This window comes from Blastococcus saxobsidens (assembly GCF_010682065.1).
Taxonomy (GTDB): domain Bacteria; phylum Actinomycetota; class Actinomycetes; order Mycobacteriales; family Geodermatophilaceae; genus Blastococcus; species Blastococcus saxobsidens_B.
On record NZ_JAAGWG010000006.1, the window covers coordinates 134,692 to 149,871 of the forward strand.

General features: G+C 73.6%; 17 protein-coding genes and 1 pseudogene. 5 read left to right on the forward strand and 13 right to left on the reverse strand.

Annotated elements, in window-relative coordinates:
- Positions 1-61 precede the first annotated feature (61 nt).
- The gene (locus tag GCU60_RS04845; RefSeq protein ID WP_163202776.1) at positions 62-493 is read left to right on the forward strand and encodes a VOC family protein; all 432 of its coding nucleotides are present in this window, start codon (positions 62-64) and stop codon (positions 491-493) included.
- A 67-nt stretch (positions 494-560) separates the two neighbouring features.
- Here the strand turns inward: GCU60_RS04845 and GCU60_RS04850 are convergent, their stop codons facing one another.
- A complete protein-coding gene (locus GCU60_RS04850) occupies positions 561-998 on the reverse strand; it encodes a winged helix-turn-helix transcriptional regulator (protein ID WP_163202777.1) in 438 nt (145 codons plus the stop codon).
- A 226-nt stretch (positions 999-1,224) separates the two neighbouring features.
- On the opposite strand from GCU60_RS04850, the pseudogene GCU60_RS04855 reads away from it, so the two are divergent.
- Positions 1,225-1,991: pseudogene (locus GCU60_RS04855) on the forward strand (oxidoreductase).
- 30 nt (positions 1,992-2,021) lie between these two features.
- Here GCU60_RS04855 and GCU60_RS04860 read toward each other — a convergent pair.
- On the reverse strand, positions 2,022-2,543 hold the full coding sequence (locus GCU60_RS04860; protein ID WP_163202778.1) for a hemerythrin domain-containing protein: 522 nt from the start codon (positions 2,541-2,543) through the stop codon (positions 2,022-2,024).
- Between the two features lie 91 nt (positions 2,544-2,634).
- The gene (locus GCU60_RS04865) at positions 2,635-3,201 is read right to left on the reverse strand and encodes a dihydrofolate reductase family protein (RefSeq protein WP_163202779.1); all 567 of its coding nucleotides are present in this window, start codon (positions 3,199-3,201) and stop codon (positions 2,635-2,637) included.
- 137 nt (positions 3,202-3,338) lie between these two features.
- Between GCU60_RS04865 and GCU60_RS04870 the strand changes: the two genes are divergently transcribed.
- Positions 3,339-3,926 (forward strand): TetR/AcrR family transcriptional regulator C-terminal domain-containing protein, encoded by a 588-nt coding sequence (locus tag GCU60_RS04870; protein ID WP_204261452.1) that lies wholly within the window; start codon positions 3,339-3,341, stop codon positions 3,924-3,926.
- A gap of 154 nt (positions 3,927-4,080) precedes the next feature.
- On the opposite strand, the gene GCU60_RS04875 is transcribed toward GCU60_RS04870, so the two are convergent.
- The 8 genes from GCU60_RS04875 to GCU60_RS04910 form a co-directional block, all read right to left on the reverse strand.
- Positions 4,081-5,166 carry an MSMEG_0565 family glycosyltransferase gene (locus GCU60_RS04875; protein ID WP_163202781.1) on the reverse strand — a complete coding sequence of 362 codons (1,086 nt, stop codon included), beginning with the start codon at positions 5,164-5,166 and terminating at the stop codon, positions 4,081-4,083.
- The gene (locus GCU60_RS04880; RefSeq protein ID WP_163202782.1) at positions 5,163-5,981 is read right to left on the reverse strand and encodes a nitrilase-related carbon-nitrogen hydrolase; all 819 of its coding nucleotides are present in this window, start codon (positions 5,979-5,981) and stop codon (positions 5,163-5,165) included. Before GCU60_RS04880 ends, GCU60_RS04875 begins: the two co-directional genes overlap by 4 nt.
- Before the next feature lie 75 nt (positions 5,982-6,056).
- Positions 6,057-7,337, reverse strand: coding sequence for an MSMEG_0569 family flavin-dependent oxidoreductase (locus tag GCU60_RS04885; RefSeq protein WP_345770395.1), 1,281 nt, complete (start codon positions 7,335-7,337; stop codon positions 6,057-6,059).
- Positions 7,338-7,390: 53 nt separating this feature from the next.
- Positions 7,391-8,245 carry a nitrilase-related carbon-nitrogen hydrolase gene (locus GCU60_RS04890; protein WP_163202784.1) on the reverse strand — a complete coding sequence of 285 codons (855 nt, stop codon included), beginning with the start codon at positions 8,243-8,245 and terminating at the stop codon, positions 7,391-7,393.
- Positions 8,242-9,708, reverse strand: a complete 1,467-nt coding sequence (locus GCU60_RS04895; RefSeq protein WP_163202785.1) for an MSMEG_0567/sll0787 family protein — start codon at positions 9,706-9,708, stop codon at positions 8,242-8,244. Before GCU60_RS04895 ends, GCU60_RS04890 begins: the two co-directional genes overlap by 4 nt.
- Positions 9,705-10,745 carry an MSMEG_0568 family radical SAM protein gene (locus tag GCU60_RS04900; RefSeq protein WP_345770396.1) on the reverse strand — a complete coding sequence of 347 codons (1,041 nt, stop codon included), beginning with the start codon at positions 10,743-10,745 and terminating at the stop codon, positions 9,705-9,707. The genes GCU60_RS04895 and GCU60_RS04900 overlap by 4 nt, the downstream gene beginning before the upstream one ends.
- Positions 10,746-10,818: 73 nt before the next feature.
- On the reverse strand, positions 10,819-11,376 hold the full coding sequence (locus GCU60_RS04905; RefSeq protein ID WP_345770397.1) for an MSMEG_0572/Sll0783 family nitrogen starvation response protein: 558 nt from the start codon (positions 11,374-11,376) through the stop codon (positions 10,819-10,821).
- A gap of 46 nt (positions 11,377-11,422) precedes the next feature.
- Entirely contained in the window at positions 11,423-12,262 is an 840-nt protein-coding gene (locus tag GCU60_RS04910; protein ID WP_163202787.1) for an amidohydrolase family protein, read from the reverse strand.
- 155 nt (positions 12,263-12,417) lie between these two features.
- On the opposite strand from GCU60_RS04910, the gene GCU60_RS04915 reads away from it, so the two are divergent.
- Together GCU60_RS04915 and GCU60_RS04920 are read left to right on the forward strand one after the other, a co-directional pair.
- Positions 12,418-12,708 carry an MSMEG_0570 family nitrogen starvation response protein gene (locus GCU60_RS04915; RefSeq protein ID WP_163202788.1) on the forward strand — a complete coding sequence of 97 codons (291 nt, stop codon included), beginning with the start codon at positions 12,418-12,420 and terminating at the stop codon, positions 12,706-12,708.
- Positions 12,709-12,982: 274 nt separating this feature from the next.
- Positions 12,983-13,207: a hypothetical protein gene (locus GCU60_RS04920; RefSeq protein WP_163202789.1), complete on the forward strand. Its 225-nt coding sequence runs from the start codon at positions 12,983-12,985 to the stop codon at positions 13,205-13,207.
- A 424-nt stretch (positions 13,208-13,631) separates the two neighbouring features.
- Here the strand turns inward: GCU60_RS04920 and GCU60_RS04925 are convergent, their stop codons facing one another.
- Together GCU60_RS04925 and GCU60_RS04930 are read right to left on the reverse strand one after the other, a co-directional pair.
- Complete coding sequence (locus GCU60_RS04925) at positions 13,632-13,994, reverse strand: hypothetical protein (protein WP_163202790.1); 363 nt, start codon at positions 13,992-13,994, stop codon at positions 13,632-13,634.
- Positions 13,991-15,127: a TRAFAC clade GTPase domain-containing protein gene (locus tag GCU60_RS04930; protein WP_163202791.1), complete on the reverse strand. Its 1,137-nt coding sequence runs from the start codon at positions 15,125-15,127 to the stop codon at positions 13,991-13,993. Before GCU60_RS04930 ends, GCU60_RS04925 begins: the two co-directional genes overlap by 4 nt.
- Positions 15,128-15,180 lie beyond the last annotated feature (53 nt).

Consider the following 15,180-nt stretch of genomic DNA (forward strand, 5'->3'; position numbering starts at 1 on the left):
CTACCATCGACATGCTCCTCCCATCGCCACCACGGGGTGGCGGACGAGCGAGGAGCGCGACATGAGCATCACCACCACGACGCACCTGAACTTCCGCGGCAAGGCCCGCCAGGCACTGGACTTCTATGCCTCGGTGTTCGGCGGTGAAGTGCTGGCCTTCACCTTCGCCCAGGGCGGCGACGAGCAGGACACCGCCGACGGCGCGGTGGCCGAGCAGATCAAGTGGGGCGGCATCCAGGCGCCCAACGGCTTCGCCGTCATGGCCTTCGACGTGCCGCCGGGGCGGGCGTACGACGCCGGCACCGACGCCGTCTACGTCTCGGTGCGTGGCGACGATCCTGCGGAGATCACCCGGTACTGGCAGGCGCTGGTCGTGGGTGGGACGGTCCGGGCCGAGCTCGCCCCCGCCGGGTATGCGCCGCTCTACGGGATGGTGACCGACCGCTTCGGCGTCACCTGGGTGCTCGACGTCCTCCCGCCCCACAACGGCTGACATCTGCTCCGGGGGCGGTCGTCGCACCGTCCACCCCGCCCCCGGAGCCTTCGTCGACGGCGACCCCTCAGGCGGTGCCGGCAGCCTCGGACGTCGCGCGATGGGCGAGGACGTCGTCCATGTGCGCCTCGGCCCAGGCCTTCACGCCCCGGACCATCCGGTGCAGCGAGAGACCGAGGTCGGTGAGCTCGTAGGTCACCGTGACCGGCACGGTCGGCGTCACCGTGCGGGTGAGCAGACCGTCCCGCTCCAGGGAGCGCAGGGTCTGGGTGAGCATCTTCTGGCTGACCCCGGCCAGCGCACGGGACAGCTCCGAGTAGCGCATCGGCCGGGGGCCGGCCGGGCCGTCGGCGCCCGGACCGCCGCTGCCCAGCGCGCAGAGGATCAGCGCGACCCACTTGTCCGAGATCCGGTCGAGCAGCTGACGGCTCGGACAGGCCGCGAAGAAGGCGTCGTACTCGGCCTTCGCCTGCGCCCGCTGCTGCGCCGCGGTCGTCGTCGCCATGCCGTCCTCGTTCCCTGGCGGAGAGCTACGCACTCTCAGGTTCCTACTTCCCGTCGGGAAGTAACCCGGTCAGAGTAGCGGTCGGCCGCCAGGCCATCCCCCTTCGACCACGGGCAGGACCATGACGACGATCCCCACCACGCTCCCCGGCGGCACCTGGAGCCTGGGCGACCTGACGGTCTCCCGCTTCGGCTACGGGGCCATGCAGCTCGCCGGCCCCTGGGTCATGGGACCGCCGGCCGACCGGGACGGCGCTCTCGCCGTCCTCCGCGAGGCCGTCGAGCTCGGCATCACCCACATCGACACCAGCGAGGCCTACGGGCCGCACATCACCAACCAGCTGATCCGCGAGGCGCTGCACCCCTACCCGGGCTCGCTGCACCTCGCCACCAAGGTCGGCGCAAACCGCGACGCCCAGGGCGGCTGGCCGACCGCGCGCCGGCCGGAGGACATCCGCCGCCAGGTCCAGGAGACCTCGAGACGCTCGGACTGGACGTCCTCGACCTGGTCGACCTGCGGCTGGGCGACGCCGGGGGGACGCAGGCCGGTTCGCTCGCCGAGCCGTTCGAGGCGCTCGTCGAGCTCCAGCGGGAGGGCCTGGTCCGGCAGCTCGGGGTCAGCAATGCGACGGCGGAGCAGGTCGCCGAGGCGCGGTCGATCGCCCCGATCGTCTGCGTGCAGAACATGTACAACCTCGCGCATCGCCAGGACGACGAGCTGATCGACGCGCTCGCCGCCGACGGGATCGCCTACGTGCCCTTCTTCCCCCTCGGCGGGTTCACCCCGCTGCAGTCCTCAGCACTGTCGACCGTGGCCACCCGGCTGGGGTCGGCGCCGATGTCGGTCGCCCTGGCCTGGCTGCTGCAGCGCTCGCCCAACGTGCTGCTCATCCCAGGGACGTCCTCGGTGGCCCACCTGCGGGAGAACATCGCCGGAGCGGGCCTGTCCCTCTCCCCCGCCGACGTCGCCGAGCTGGACCGGATCGGCCGGTAGGCGGCGGGCCCCGGCGACGGGCACCCCCGCTCAGACGGAGGGATCGCCCTCCGGCACCTCGGTCGCGACCACCTCGGCCACCACAGCGTCCTCGCCGGAGAGGCCCTCGGCTTCCTCGTGCTCGTCGTGGAAGGCCAGCCAGCGCATCCCGAGGGCCTCGCGCTGCTCGTCGTCGACGGCCTCCTTGAACGACGGGAAGAAGTCCGTCTCCTCCTCCGCCATGTGGTCGGCGTTGACCTGGCGCGCGTTGCGCACGGCCTCCCACCAGTCGTCGCTGCCGACCTCGTGCTGCTCGACGGCAGCTGCGGCGTGCCGGATCTCGTTGTGGTCGTGCACGCCCTCCGCCGTCTCCTCCTCGCCCCCCGGCGCCTCCTGGGCGAGCAACGGGTAGAACAGCTCCTCCTCGGCGACGGCGTGCACCTCCAGCCTGGCGTGCAGCGCCTGCCACGCGGCGGCGAGTTCCTGGCCGGACAGGTCCTCGAGCGTCGAGAACTCCCGCCGGAAGACCTCGTGCTCGGCCAGGACGAGGGCGGTGATCTCGAAGTCGGACATGCCGGGCACCTACCCGCGCGGAGGGGAGGTAGGCGGGCGTGCCTGCCCGGCTTCTGAACCGCCCACCCCGTCCGCTCCGGCGGGTCGGGAGTCAGCCGCCGGTCGCGCCGATCGGCCGGTAGCGGAGGTTGATCTCCTCGACCGGGTCACCGTTGACGAACTCCAGCGACACCGGTGAGCCGCCCGGGTTGTCGTAGAGCCGCACACCGTCGCCGAGCAGCACGGGCAGGACGTGCAGATCCATCTCGTCGAGCAGGCCGCGCTCGAGCAGTTGCCGGCCGATGCTCGGGGACAGGACCTCGACGTTCTTGCCTGCGGCGGCGCGCCGGGCGATCTCCACGGCCTCGGCGACGTCACAGCTGAGGAAGGTGACCCTGTCCGCGGGCTCGGCATCCTCGGGGTGGGAGGTGAGGACGAAGACGGGCCCGCTCCACGCACCGCTGTACACCGCCCCCGCGTGCGGGAACGCGTCCCATCCGTCGCGGCCGCCGAGGACGGCTCCGGTCGTCGCCACGTACTCCTCGATGAGTCCTGGCCGGTTGGTGGCCTCGGGCATCCAGTCCATGGCGTGCCCGGGGCCGGCGACGAACCCGTCGAGCGACATGGAGAAGTGCCACAGCACCTTGCCGTCGGCCGTTCGGGGGCTGGTGTCGTGCATGGCGTCCTCCTCGGGTCTGTGGTGAGTCGCTCGACTCACCACTTCGAGGTTATGGGTGGGTCAGAGGTGAGTCAAGCGTCTCACCTCTGTGTCAGACTGGCCTCATGTCCCGCGAGCTGACCGATTACCACCGGCGCGTGGCCGACGAGAATCGCGCGGCCGTCCTCGCCGCCGCCGAGGCCCTGTTCCTCGAGAGCGGGTACGACCGGACGTCGCTGGCCCGTGTCGCCGAGCGCGCCGGCGTCTCCAAGGCGACCCTGTTCAAGCAGTTCCCGACGAAGGCCGCACTGTTCGAGGCGGTCGTGCTCGCGGTCGGCCCGGCCCCTGGCAGCGAGGTGCCCGCTCCCCTCCCCGGCGATCTGCACGCCGGCCTGCTGGCGCTGGGACGGCAGTACGCCGAGGTGCTCGTGCACCCCCGCACGGCCGAGGTGATGCGACTCCTGATCGCCGAGGGGGCCCGCTTCCCCGAACTGCGCGAGCGGACCTTCGACTTCGGGACGCTTCCCGCCGTGGTCGCCCTCCACCGCTACCTGCGGGCCGAGCAGGACGCGGGATCGGTGACGGTTGACTCCTCCGAGACCGCAGCCGCGCAGTTCCTCGGCATGATCGCGAGCGCCATCTTCTGGCCCCGGCTGGTCCGCCCCGGCTCGTCGATCGACGACGAGGGGATACAGCACGCGATCGAGGAGGCCGTGCGGACGATGGTCGCGCGCTACTCCGCGTAGTCCTGCCGCCCCAGCACCGCTGCCGAGGCCCGGAAGCTCGCGCTCGGGCGACCCGCTCGTCCCTCCCTCGGTGGTCAGGTCGACCAGGCGTTCGACCTCGGGGCCGACCGGCTCGTCGACGGTCCCGGAGGACACCGTGAGACAGCGCCCCCGGTCACACCAGCGAGCGGTAGAGCCCTCGGTGCGCCGTCGCAGCGGCGTCCCAGGTGTGGCGCGCGGCAAGCCGTCGTCCGGCGGACCGGCGGGCCGGGTCGGGCCGGTCCGCAGCGGTCAGCAGCACCCGTCCCAGCTCCCCCGCGTCGCCGGCGAAGACCGCCGCACCGCCGAAGACCTCCCGCAGCACCGGCAGGTCGCGGGTGACCACCGGCACCCCCGCGGCGAGGGCCTCCATCGCAGCCAGCCCGAAGCCCTCCTTGGTCGACGGGAAGGCGAAGACGTCGGCCGCGGCCACGAGGGCCGGCAGCGCGTCGTCGGGCACCGGGCCGAGCACGACCGGGTCCACGCCCAGGTCGGCGGCGCGGGCCTCGACGAGGGCCCGGTAGTCGCGGTAGTCGAACAGGGTCTCGCCACCGGCGACCACGAGCGAGAGGTCCGGTCGCCCGGCCCGGACGGCGGCCATCGCCTCGACCAGGTCCAGGGTGCCCTTGCGTGGCTCGATGCCGCCGACGGCCAGCACGTAGCGGCCGAGCCGGTTGCGCCACTCCCGCCGGCCCGGCTCCCCCGCGGAGCCGGCGGCGTCGGCGAACCGGGCGGCGTCCACGCCGTTGGGGATGACGGTGGCGGTCCTCCCCCAGCCGGCTGAGACCTCGGCGGCCACCGCCGCGGAGACGCACACCAGCGCCCGCGGACGCGTGATCGCGCGCTCGTGGCAGGCAGCCAGCGCCGGCGTGGTGAAGGTGTCCAGGTGGTGCACCGTGCGCACGCAGCCCGGGACGGCGTTGGCGCTGATGCAGTCCTGGGCGTGCACGACGTCGTAGTCCTCGTCCCGGAACGCTGCCCCGAGGACCTCGATGGATCGCAGGATGCGTGCTCCGACGTCCTCCCCCGCGCCGTCGGCGAACGGCACCAGCCGCAGCGTCACCGCGCTGTCGACCGGCCGGAAGAAGGCGGCGTCGCCCCCGCGGCCGAGCGACCACACGGTGACCTCCTCCCCCGCGCGCGCCAGCGCCTCGGCCAGCGCGAGCGTGTGCACCACCCCGCCCCGCGGCTTGGTCGAGTAGGTCAGCAGGGCGATCCTCACCGGTAGGCCTCCGGGCGTCGTTCGGTCAGGTGCGACAGCACGAGCCGGGCCCGGCCCACCTCGGCGGCCGGATCCACGTCGGCCACCGCCAGCCCCGCCTTGGCCCAGGTGCGAGCGAGCACCTCGCCGCCGGGGCCGACCACCTTGGACTGCCCCAGGAACCGCAGCCGGCCCATCGACCCGGTCTGGTTGGCCGACACCCACACCACCTGGTTCTCCGCAGCCCGAGCGCAGTCGTAGAGGTCGAACAGGCGGGACTGGCGGTCCTGCACCAGCCGCGGCGCCCGGTTGGTGAGGCTGGCCGGCCACGCGGACAGGCAGGCGATCAGCTGCGCGCCGTCCTCCGCGAGCGTCCGGGCGGCCTCGGGGAAGGTCTTGTCGTAGTCGATGAGCAGGCCCATCCGGCCCACCGGGGTGTCGAAGGCGTCGAACCTGCTCCCCGCCCGGTAGGCCCGCTGCTCCCCCGCGGGCTGGTGCACCTTGCGGTGCCGCCCGAGCACGCCGTCCCCGGTCAGGCAGACCGCCGCGTTGAAGTGCCGGCCGTCGTCGTCCGTCTCGCGGTAGCCGAGGCAGACCACCATGTCGCCTGCCATGGCGGCGACCCGGCCCAGTTCGGGGGCGTCGGCCGGCAGCGACGGCGGCAGCCCGGTGCGGTCGACGTCGGCGAAGGTGCCGAGGTACCCGCCGATGGTGGCGTCGGGGAAGACGAGCAGGGCCACCTCCCGGCTGCGGGCGGCCTCGATGATCGCCTCGATCCGGGACAGGCACTGCTCCAGGTCGCGGCCGAAGTGGGCCGAGACCGCGGCGACGTTCACCGGCACACGGTCACGCCACTGCCCGGCCGTGACCGCGCACGCTCCGCTCCGCTCGCGTTGCTCACTGCGCCGCGGTCATGCGATCCGGGCCGCCGACGAGGCGGCCGCCACGGCGAGCGTCCGGCTCAGGCCGGTCGGCGCGCCGGCCGAGGTGAGCTCGGTGATCCGGTCGGCGAGGAACTCGGCGTCGCGGGCGATGCCGGCGAACCGACCGGACCCCCACGTGTGCAGCCACGGCAGGCCCAGCACGTACATCCCGGGCGCCGCGGTGACCCCGCGCGCGTGCGTCGGGTAGCCGGCGCCGTCGAACACCGGCACCTTCACCCAGCTCCAGTCGGCGCGGAAGCCGATCGCCCAGACCACCGCGGCGATCCGGTCGACGTCCAGCGACTCCGGTTCGGTCTGCGGGGCCCACACCGGCGTGTAGCGGGGTTCGGCCGGGGCGTCGGCGCCGGTGCGCTCGATGTGCGCGTCGACCAGGTCCTTGGCGTTGTCGTCCACCCGGTCGGCCCGGTCGAGGTTGGCCGTCAGCTCGGGCGCGAAGGTGAACCGCCCGCCCCGTACCCCGGTCAGCGGACCGTAGAGCTGCATGCCCTCCAGCGCGAACCGGCGCAGGTCGATGTCCCGCCCGCCGTCTCGGCCCGTGACGTAGTGGTTGGTGCCCATCCGGGCTGCCTCGCCGTCCCGGTGCTGCTCGACCGGCATGTCGTAGTGGCCCATGTCGTGCAGCCAGTCGACCATGTCCCGGCCGCGGTAGCGGCGCGCGATGCGCGGCGCGCTCCCGACGGCGAGGTGCACCCGGCGTCCGGCGAGGTGCAGGTCCTCGGCGATCTGCGCGCCCGACTGCCCGGTGCCCACGACCAGCACGTCCCCGGCCGGGAGCCGGCCGGGACTGCGGTACTGCTGGCTGTGGACCTGGACGACGGTGTCGGGCAGCGCGGTCGCGTAGGGCGGGACGACGGGCAGGTGGTAACCGCCGACGGCCAGCACGACCTGGTCGGCGGCGATCTGCCCGGCGCTGGTGGTGAGCGTGTAGCCGCCGTCGGTGGACGGCGTCAGCTTCGTGACCGCGACCCCCTCGTGCACCGGCGGGCGGAAGGACGCGGCGTAGTCGCGCACGTACTCGACGACCTCGTCCTTCAGCATGAAGCCGTCGGGGTCCTCGCCGCGGTAGGGCCAGCCGGGCAGCCGGCACTGCCAGTTCGGCGTGACCAGGCAGAAGCTGTCCCACCGGGCGTGCTGCCACTCGTGCGCGATGGTGTGACGCTCGAGGACCACGTGCTCGATGCCGCGCTGCACCAGGTGCCAGGAGATCGACAGCCCGGCCTGGCCGCCGCCGACGACGGCGACGGGCACGCGGGCAGGCAGGGCGCGGGACCTGCTGGGAGCAGTCGAGGGAAGCGTCATGGTCAGACCCCCGCCAGCACGCCGTAGGTGTCGGGCCGACGGTCGCGGAGGTGCGCCATCGACCGCCGAGCCCCGTCCAGGAGCGCACGGACGTCGACGTCGGCGATGGCCAGGCCCGGCTGCACGCCGGTGGTCGCCAGCACGTCGCCGCCGGGCCCGACGATCTTGGCGCTGCAGACGAAGCGCAGGGAGCCGAACGTGCCGGCCTGGTTCGCCGAGACCCACACGACCTGGTTCTCCAGCGCCCGCGCCTGGTCGAACAGGTCGAAGCGGCGGGTCCACCGGTCCTCGGCCAGGTCGGCAGCGGCACCCGTGCGGGAGCCGGGCCAGGCCGACATGCAGACCACGACCTCGGCGCCGTCCATGGCCAGGGTGCGGGCGGCCTCGGGGAAGGCCTTGTCGTAGCAGATCAGCATGCCCATCCGGCCGATCGGCGAGTCGAAGGCGCGGAACCCGTCCCCGGCCGCATAGGAGTTGTTCTCCCCCAGCGGCTGGTGCACCTTGCGGTGCACGCCGAGCACGCCGTCGCCGCAGACGGCGACCGCGGTGTTGTAGCGCTCGGCGCCGTCGGACTCGCAGAAGCCGGCGGTGACGACCATGTCGCCGGCCAGCGCGGCCAGCCGGGCGACCTCCGGGCCGTCGACGTCGAGGGCGGGCGGCAGGGCGTGCTGGTGCAGCACCTGCTCGACGCCGTGCTCCCCGAGATCTGCCAGGTAACCGCCGAGCGCGGCCTCCGGGAGCGCCAGGAGCGAGGCGCCGCGCGCCCGGGCCAGGCCGACCAGGTCGGCGATCAGGGCGAAGGTCTGGTCGAGGTCGCGCCCGAAGGGGGCGGCGGCCGCGGCGAGGGTGAGGGTCACGGGTGGTCTCCGGGGGTCGGGCGGCTGGGGAGGCCGGCGGTGCCCAGCCCGGTGACGGAGCCGGGCAGGGCGGGGGTCAGGGATCCGTCGGGCCAGCGCAGCCGCACGCCGGTTCCGGGCACGAGCTCGCCGCAGGCGGCGGTGGTGGCGGGGCCGGCGTCCGCGACGGAGGCGCCGGGGACGTCGGTGGTGAGGAAGGCGGTGCCGGGGAAGCAGCTGAACCAGTCGCCGACGCTCGCGCCGGCGGGGCGCGGGACGGCGGCCACGTCAAGGACGGCCCCGCAGCCGCTGGCCTCGGCGAGCATGCCGAGGGTGCCGACGAGGCCGGCCATGCTCACGTCCTTGGCCGCGGCCGGGGCGGTGCGGGCCACGACCGAGCCCATGTGCTGCAGCTGTGCACGGGTCCGGCTGCTGGTGGAGTCCCACTGCCGGCCGGTGTGCCCCCGCCGCCAGCCACCACCGAGGTCGGCGGTGAGCGAGACGACGTGCCCGGGGCGTCCACCCCCGGCCGGGACCGGCCGGTCGGTGCGGCCCAGCGCGGTCACGCTCAGCGCGGCCGGAACGCCGAACTGGGTGTGCCCACCCAGTACCGGCACGCCCCACGCGCTGCTGGCGGCCTTCAGGCCGGCGAGGACACGGGCGGCGAAGGATTCGTCCCGGGCGCCGACGGCGTCGAGCAGCCCGAGCGGCGTGGCGCCCATCGCGGAGAGGTCGTTGACGTTGACCAGCACCCCGCACCAGCCGGCCCACTCGGGGTCGCGCTCGACCATCGAGGGCAGGATCGCGTCGCAGGCGGCGACGACGTCGGTGCCGGGCACCGGCGCACCGTCGTCTCCGACGAACCCGCTGCCGCCCAGGTGCAGCCCGGCGAGCAGCCCGCCGAGCGGGGCCTTGGTCGCCCGGGCCAGGGCGGCCAGCCGGCCGACCGGCCAGGTCATCGTGGTGTGACCGACCCCGGCCACCTGCGCCGTCCCCGTCGGCTGCCAGCCCAGGCGGGAGAACAGCCGGGCGTGGCGGTCCTGCACGGTGGCGTCGAAGCGCAGCACACCGGCCTCCTCCGCGCGGGCGCACGCCGCCGTCACGAGGGCCGGCCCGACGCCCGGCGGGGTGCCCGGGGCGGCGACCAGCCGGGAACCGGTCCACCACCCCACGTCGGCCGCGCCCGGATCGACGGGGCCGAGCCGCACACCGCCGAACACCTCCCCGGTCGCCGCCCGGGCGACCAGCACGACGGTGCGCGGGTCGTCGTCGGCGTCGTCCCGGTCGCTGCCGGCGAACAGGCCCTGGTCGTGGACGAAGGCGCCGTGCCGCAGCTCGCGGTGGGCGGCCACGCCGGCGGCGTCGGCCTCCTCGATCTGCCAGGTTCCGGGGCGGGGTGGAACGCGGAAGTCCACCAGCAGGACGCTGCGCTCGAGGCTCGCCCGGTCCGCGGCCTCCTCCTCCCGTACGGGCGCCGCGGTCATGCGCCGGCCGCCTGGAGCGCGCTGCAGGCGCCGCAGGCCGCGCAGCCGGCGCCCTGGTCGGCGCCGCGCATGCCCAGCCGGCGCAACCCGGCGGCGACCCGGTGGGTCACGTCGCCGAGCAGCTGCGGGTCCGGGGCGCCGACGCCGTCGGCCATGGCCAGCGTGCCGGCGAGCGGACGGTAGGGGACGACGAAGGGGTAGACGCCCCGCTCGGCCAGCCGCAGCGCACCGGCGACCAGTCCGTCGGGGTCCTCCCCCAGCCCGACCAGCAGGTAGGTGGAGACCCTGTTCGGGCCGAAGACGCGCACCGCCTCGTCCCAGGCGGCGTCGTACTGGCTCATCGGCACGCTCGCCTTGCCCGGCATCCAGCGCGCCCGGACCGCGTCGTCCAGGGACTCGACGTGGATGCCGACGGCGGTGGCCCCGGCATCCCGGAGCTCGGTGAGGGCATCGAGGTCCTCGGGGGCCGGCGGCTCGCACTGAACCTGGATCGGCAGCCCCGGCACCGCGGCCGTGACCGCTCGCACACACCGCGCGAGGTGCCGGGCTCCGCGGTCGCGGCCGTTCGTCGTCCCGGTGGTCATGACCATCTGCGTCACGCCGTCCAACCGGACCGCGGCCTCGGCGACCTCCGCGAGCTGCGCCGGGGTCTTCACCGCGGTGGTGGTCCCGGCGGCCAGCGACGCCTCGATCGCGCAGAACCGGCAGCGGTCGGCCTCGGCGTACCGGATGCAGGTCTGCACCACGGTGGTGGCCAGCACGTCCCTGCCGTGCAGCCGGGCGAGCTGCTCGTAGGGCACGCCGTCGGCGGTGGTCAGGTCGTAGAAGCGGGGGCGCTCGATCGCCTCCGCCTCCAGACCGAGGTCGGCGCCGTCGAGCAGCAACCGGCCGTTGCTGATCGAGTAGGGCGAGTCCGGGTTGAGCGGCAGGGCGGCACCGGAGCCGCCGAGCAGCACGTGCCCGTCGTCGCTGGGACCCGCCCCGGCCCGTCTCCGGACCGGGGCGTCGACCCGGACCCCGAGGATCGCGACGTCCACGCGGGTGGACGTGCGTCCGGGGGCCCCTGTCGGTGAACTCGCTCTCTCCGGGGCCTGGGTCACGATCGGGCCCTCAGAGGTTGTAGGTGGAGTTGATGATGGCGCCCTTGCGGGCGTAGTGGATCAGCGCGTCCTGCACGTCGAGCGGGTGGCAGGGGATGCAGCCGGCGATCAGGTCCTCCTCGCGCAGACCGTGCAGGCTCAGCCCGAAGCGGCAGACGTAGACCGTGCCGCCCTCCTCGATGAACCGCTCGATCTGGGTGTTGATGTTGTGCTCACCGGGGAAGGCGGAGTCGCCGGTCGTCGGGAAGCCCCGGGTGGCCATCGCGTTCATGGCGGCCGGGCCGTAGAAGTAGAGGACCGACTCGTAGCCCTTGCGCAGCGCCCGCAGCGCCTGGAGGCAGGCGACGAAGCTGACCGAGGACTCGTGCGCGATGCCGTGCACGAGGGTGAAGTACGACTCGCCCTCGCCGGCCTGGTAGTCGGGGAAGATCTTGGTCGAGCCGTAGAGGTTGCTGCCCGGGGGCAGCGAGGGGTGCGGGATCTCCCCCAGGCTCTGCAGCTGCCTGGCCTTGAGGTCCTCGTCGTCGATCAGCGGGGTGCCGGTGGTGGCGGGCATGGTCTGGGTCACGGGAGTGCTCCTTCTTCTCGGTGGGTCGGGCTGGTCGGGTACGGGGTCAGAGGCCGTGCAGGGCCTCGAAGTTGCGACGGAAGACCAGGTCGGTGAGCTCGGTCCCGGCGGTGGCGGCGAGCAGCCGGGCGTGCTCGCCCTCGAAGTCACCCCAGGGCTGGTCGGAGGCGAAGAGCACGCGGTCGTGGCCCATGCCGTGCCGCTCGATCTCGGCGGCGAGCCAGCGCGGCGCGAAGCCGATCGCCCAGCTGGTGTCGGTGTAGACGCGCTTGCCGGCGGCGATCCACTCGAAGAACCGCTGACCGATGAGCTTGATGTGGCCGCTCATCCCCCCACCCATGTGGACGAGGTGGACGGCGACGTCGTCGGCGTACCGGTCGACCAGGCGGCCCACCTGGTCGATGTCGCTGGCCGCACCGGGACTCGTGTGCACGTGCACCACGAGGCCCCGTTCGCGGGCGGTGGTGAAGACGGCGTCCAGCTGCGGGCGGCAGGCCTCGTCGTCGACCCCACCACCGAGCAGGAAGGAGAGCTTGAGCGCGGTGACGCCGTCCTCCTCGGCCAGCGCGAGCGCCCGGGCCGTCGCCGCGGCGTCCTGCGGCCGGGGGCTGGTCCAGATCCCGGCGCGGATCCGGTCGTCCTTCTGCGCCGCCTCGACGACCAGCTCGTTGAGCGCGAAGGATGCGCTCACGTCGGGAACGCCGTAGTTCGGGATGACCAGGGCGCGCTCGGTGCCCTCGCGGTCGAGGTCGGCGATCAGCTCGGCGATGGTGGCCCGGGCAGTGGTGTCCGGGTTGACCGGCGGGCCGCCGTAGAAGGGGTGCGCGGGAAGCACGCCGAGGTGCCGGTGCGCGTCGTGCACCCGAGCCGGACCCCGCGTCGTCATGCGAGAAGGCTCGTGCCGGCGTGTGTCCCCGTGGTGACGACCGGAAACAGTTCCCGTTGCGTTATCCGGCCCGTCGGGGTGCTGCGTTTCAGCGCAGTTGCCCGGGGTGCCCGGAGTCACCCGGGGCCGGCCCGTCCATCGACCAGACTGACGGGATGCCCGAGGTGCTGATGGACGTGGAGTGGCCCGACGGCGGCCGGGAGTGGTTGTACTCGCCGTCGACGGTGGTGGAGGACGTCTTCGCCGCCGGCGCCGAGTACCCCCTGCCCGTGTTCCTCGAGCTGACCCGGCAGGCGATGACCGAGGCGAGCGACCGGGTGCAGGCCCGGTTCGGATTCCGGTGCCCGCGGGCGGCGGCCACCCTGGCCGGCGTCGAGGCGACCGCGGCCCGCCTCACGGACGGGTCGACCGACGGAGTCGTCCGGGTGGCCGGTTTCCGCCGCTGAGCACGGCGCCGACGCCCCGCCTCGCCGTCCTGTCGCGCGTCCACCGAACCGCCGATACGGGGGCACGTCCGGCCCGCCTTCTCCGGCTCCACTGACACCAGCCGGCGACCGGTCGACGTCGCCGGGATCCAGCAGCCGCCGCCCGGACCGCGTAGGTCGTCGCCCGGGCCGACCGGCGGGTCCAGGAGACGCCGGCCGTCCTCACCATCACCATGGCACCCGCCCCGCCGTCGGCACCGCCGGCTGACGGCACCGTCGGACACGAGGAGTTGCCGTGCGCGTTCGCCGCTGGGCAGAACTGAGCAGCCGCCAGCAGACCGCCGTCCTGGTCGCCGTCTCGGTGCAGCTGTCGCTCGCCGCCACCGCATACGCCGACCTGATCACCCGTCCGGCCGAGCAGGTCAACGGGCCCAAGGGACGGTGGGCCCTGGTCATCGCGGTCACCGGCATCGGGCCGCTGGCGTGGTTCAGGCGGGGCCGCCGGACTGCGGGCCGGTGAGGCAGGCGAGACCGGCGCGCGGCACGTGCGCGGGGCGTTGGAGCGGCTGTCGACGGCGAGCCCGTCGACGGCCACCGATCAGCCGGGACCGGGCCCGACGCTGCCCGACCCAGAGGTGCCGCGGACCCGACGGTGAGGGCAGTGCAGATCACCCGCTTCCTCGGGCCCGAGGTCCTGGACGTCGTCGACGTCCCCGAGCCGGAGGCCGGGCCCGGTGAGCAGGTCCACGACGTCTCCACCGCCGGCGTGACCACGCCGACACCCACCACCCGCTGTCGTGAGAACCGCCTGGGTGGCGAGGGTCGGGCAACAGCGCTGGTGCTCGCGCAGCGATCGCGCCCACGCACGACAGTCACGCCGCGCCTGCGGCCCCGGCCGACCGGAGAAGCGGGTAGGCGTCTCGTCGGTCAGGCCCGCAATCGGGTCAGTCGGTGGGCGGGAGCGGCTCCGACAGGTCCCAGATCCCCTCGAAATGGGCGGCGACCAGTGGCCAGACCAGGCGACGACCGTCCTCGATCGAGCAGACCTCGTCAGCCAGTGGCGGGAGGACGACGAAATGGTGAGGGATCACCCGGCCTGCGCGATCCTGCCGCCCCAGCGGATCCGGGAATCGCAACGCCACCACCTCGGGCAACTCCGCCGTCCCGGAGACCCGGGCCCAGACTTCCGGACCGTCGTCGATCTCGGAGAAGGCGACGTCGTAGACCCGGAGCGGCTCCTCGAAGCCTCCGTCCCGGAGGAACCGGAAGCCCCAGGTCCGCCCGCGGGTGGCCCAGATCAGGGTCATCGCAGGCTCCGGAGGAAGATCTTCTGCTCCTCGCCCCGGTCCAGGTCCAGCCTGAAGCCGGTCAGCGTGGCCTTGAGGTTCTCCCCCTTCGCGCGCGCCTTCTCGTTCATCTCCTTCAGCGCGTCCCCCGCCATGCCGGCCACGAGCTGCAGGCTGGGACCGGCGGCACCGAAGAAGTAGCCGAGCGGGCCCGGCAGACCGGACAGCCGCTTGAACAGCACGTCCACCACCGGGGTGATCCCGCCCAGCAGGTTCTCCGCCACCTGGGCCGGCAGCTGCTGCGACTCGGCCCAGTCGATGTGCCGCTCGAGGGGGAGCATGGCGGCCAGCGGCAGGATCAGGTCCAGGCCGACCCGATCCGTGAGCTCGATCCGCCCCGCCTCGAAGCGTGCCGACGAGAGGAGGGCGAAGTCCTCACCGACGGACAGCGCGGCGCGCCCCTCCACCATGTCCGCGATGACCTCGCGCAGCAGACCGATGTCGTCGCTGGCCTTCTCGATGAGCAGATCCCGGAAGGCGAAGACGTCCAGGTCCGGCAGCAGGTCCGACTTCGACAGCGCCAGCACCCAGATGCGCGGGAACTCCACGAGGGGCTTCCCGTCGTCGAGCAGGTCGTCCCGAAGGCTCAGCAGGCCGTTCTTGAGGTTGGCGAACAGCGACTTGAGGTAGCGCTCCTCCTCACCGGCGTTGTCCAGCAACCGCTGCGCGTCGACCAGCAGCAGGGCGACGTCGGACCGCACCAGGGATCTGAAGGTGTCGACCCGGCGCTGTCCCTCCTCCGGCCCGCTCACGTCCTGCTCGAACCACTCCCCCGGGTAGTCGTGCCAGACGAGGCGGAGCGCGTTGGGCCCCGCCTCCGCATCGGGCCCCGGCTTCAGCTTGACGGAGAAGGCGTAGGACGTGGCCGCGAAGTGGTTCGCCGCCGGTACGCGTGCCGAGCTCTTCATGCCGAGGTAGTTCCGGTGCAGCCGGCTGCCCTGCCCGATGTCGTCGGCCACCACGTGGAAGAGGCTGTCCTTCAGGTACTGGGGTTCCTGCGTCGCCCCGTAGAACGAGGACAGCAGCACGGTCTTGCCGCTGCCGCTCTCGCCGAACACCGCGATGTGCTGTTCCAGCGCTGCGCTTAGTTGCATTCGAGGACGATAAGGCGGGCGGGGCCGAGCGGCCCGATCTCCGGAAGGCGCCT

Coding starts and splice junctions, on each gene's coding strand:
- GCU60_RS04845 (WP_163202776.1), top strand. CDS start 62: ATGAGCATCACCACCACGACGCACCTGAACTTCCGCGGCAAGGCCCGC.
- GCU60_RS04850 (WP_163202777.1), bottom strand. CDS start 998: ATGGCGACGACGACCGCGGCGCAGCAGCGGGCGCAGGCGAAGGCCGAG.
- GCU60_RS04860 (WP_163202778.1), bottom strand. CDS start 2,543: ATGTCCGACTTCGAGATCACCGCCCTCGTCCTGGCCGAGCACGAGGTC.
- GCU60_RS04865 (WP_163202779.1), bottom strand. CDS start 3,201: ATGCACGACACCAGCCCCCGAACGGCCGACGGCAAGGTGCTGTGGCAC.
- GCU60_RS04895 (WP_163202785.1), bottom strand. CDS start 9,708: ATGACCGCGGCGCCCGTACGGGAGGAGGAGGCCGCGGACCGGGCGAGC.
- GCU60_RS04910 (WP_163202787.1), bottom strand. CDS start 12,262: ATGACGACGCGGGGTCCGGCTCGGGTGCACGACGCGCACCGGCACCTC.
- GCU60_RS04915 (WP_163202788.1), top strand. CDS start 12,418: ATGCCCGAGGTGCTGATGGACGTGGAGTGGCCCGACGGCGGCCGGGAG.
- GCU60_RS04925 (WP_163202790.1), bottom strand. CDS start 13,994: ATGACCCTGATCTGGGCCACCCGCGGGCGGACCTGGGGCTTCCGGTTC.
- GCU60_RS04930 (WP_163202791.1), bottom strand. CDS start 15,127: ATGCAACTAAGCGCAGCGCTGGAACAGCACATCGCGGTGTTCGGCGAG.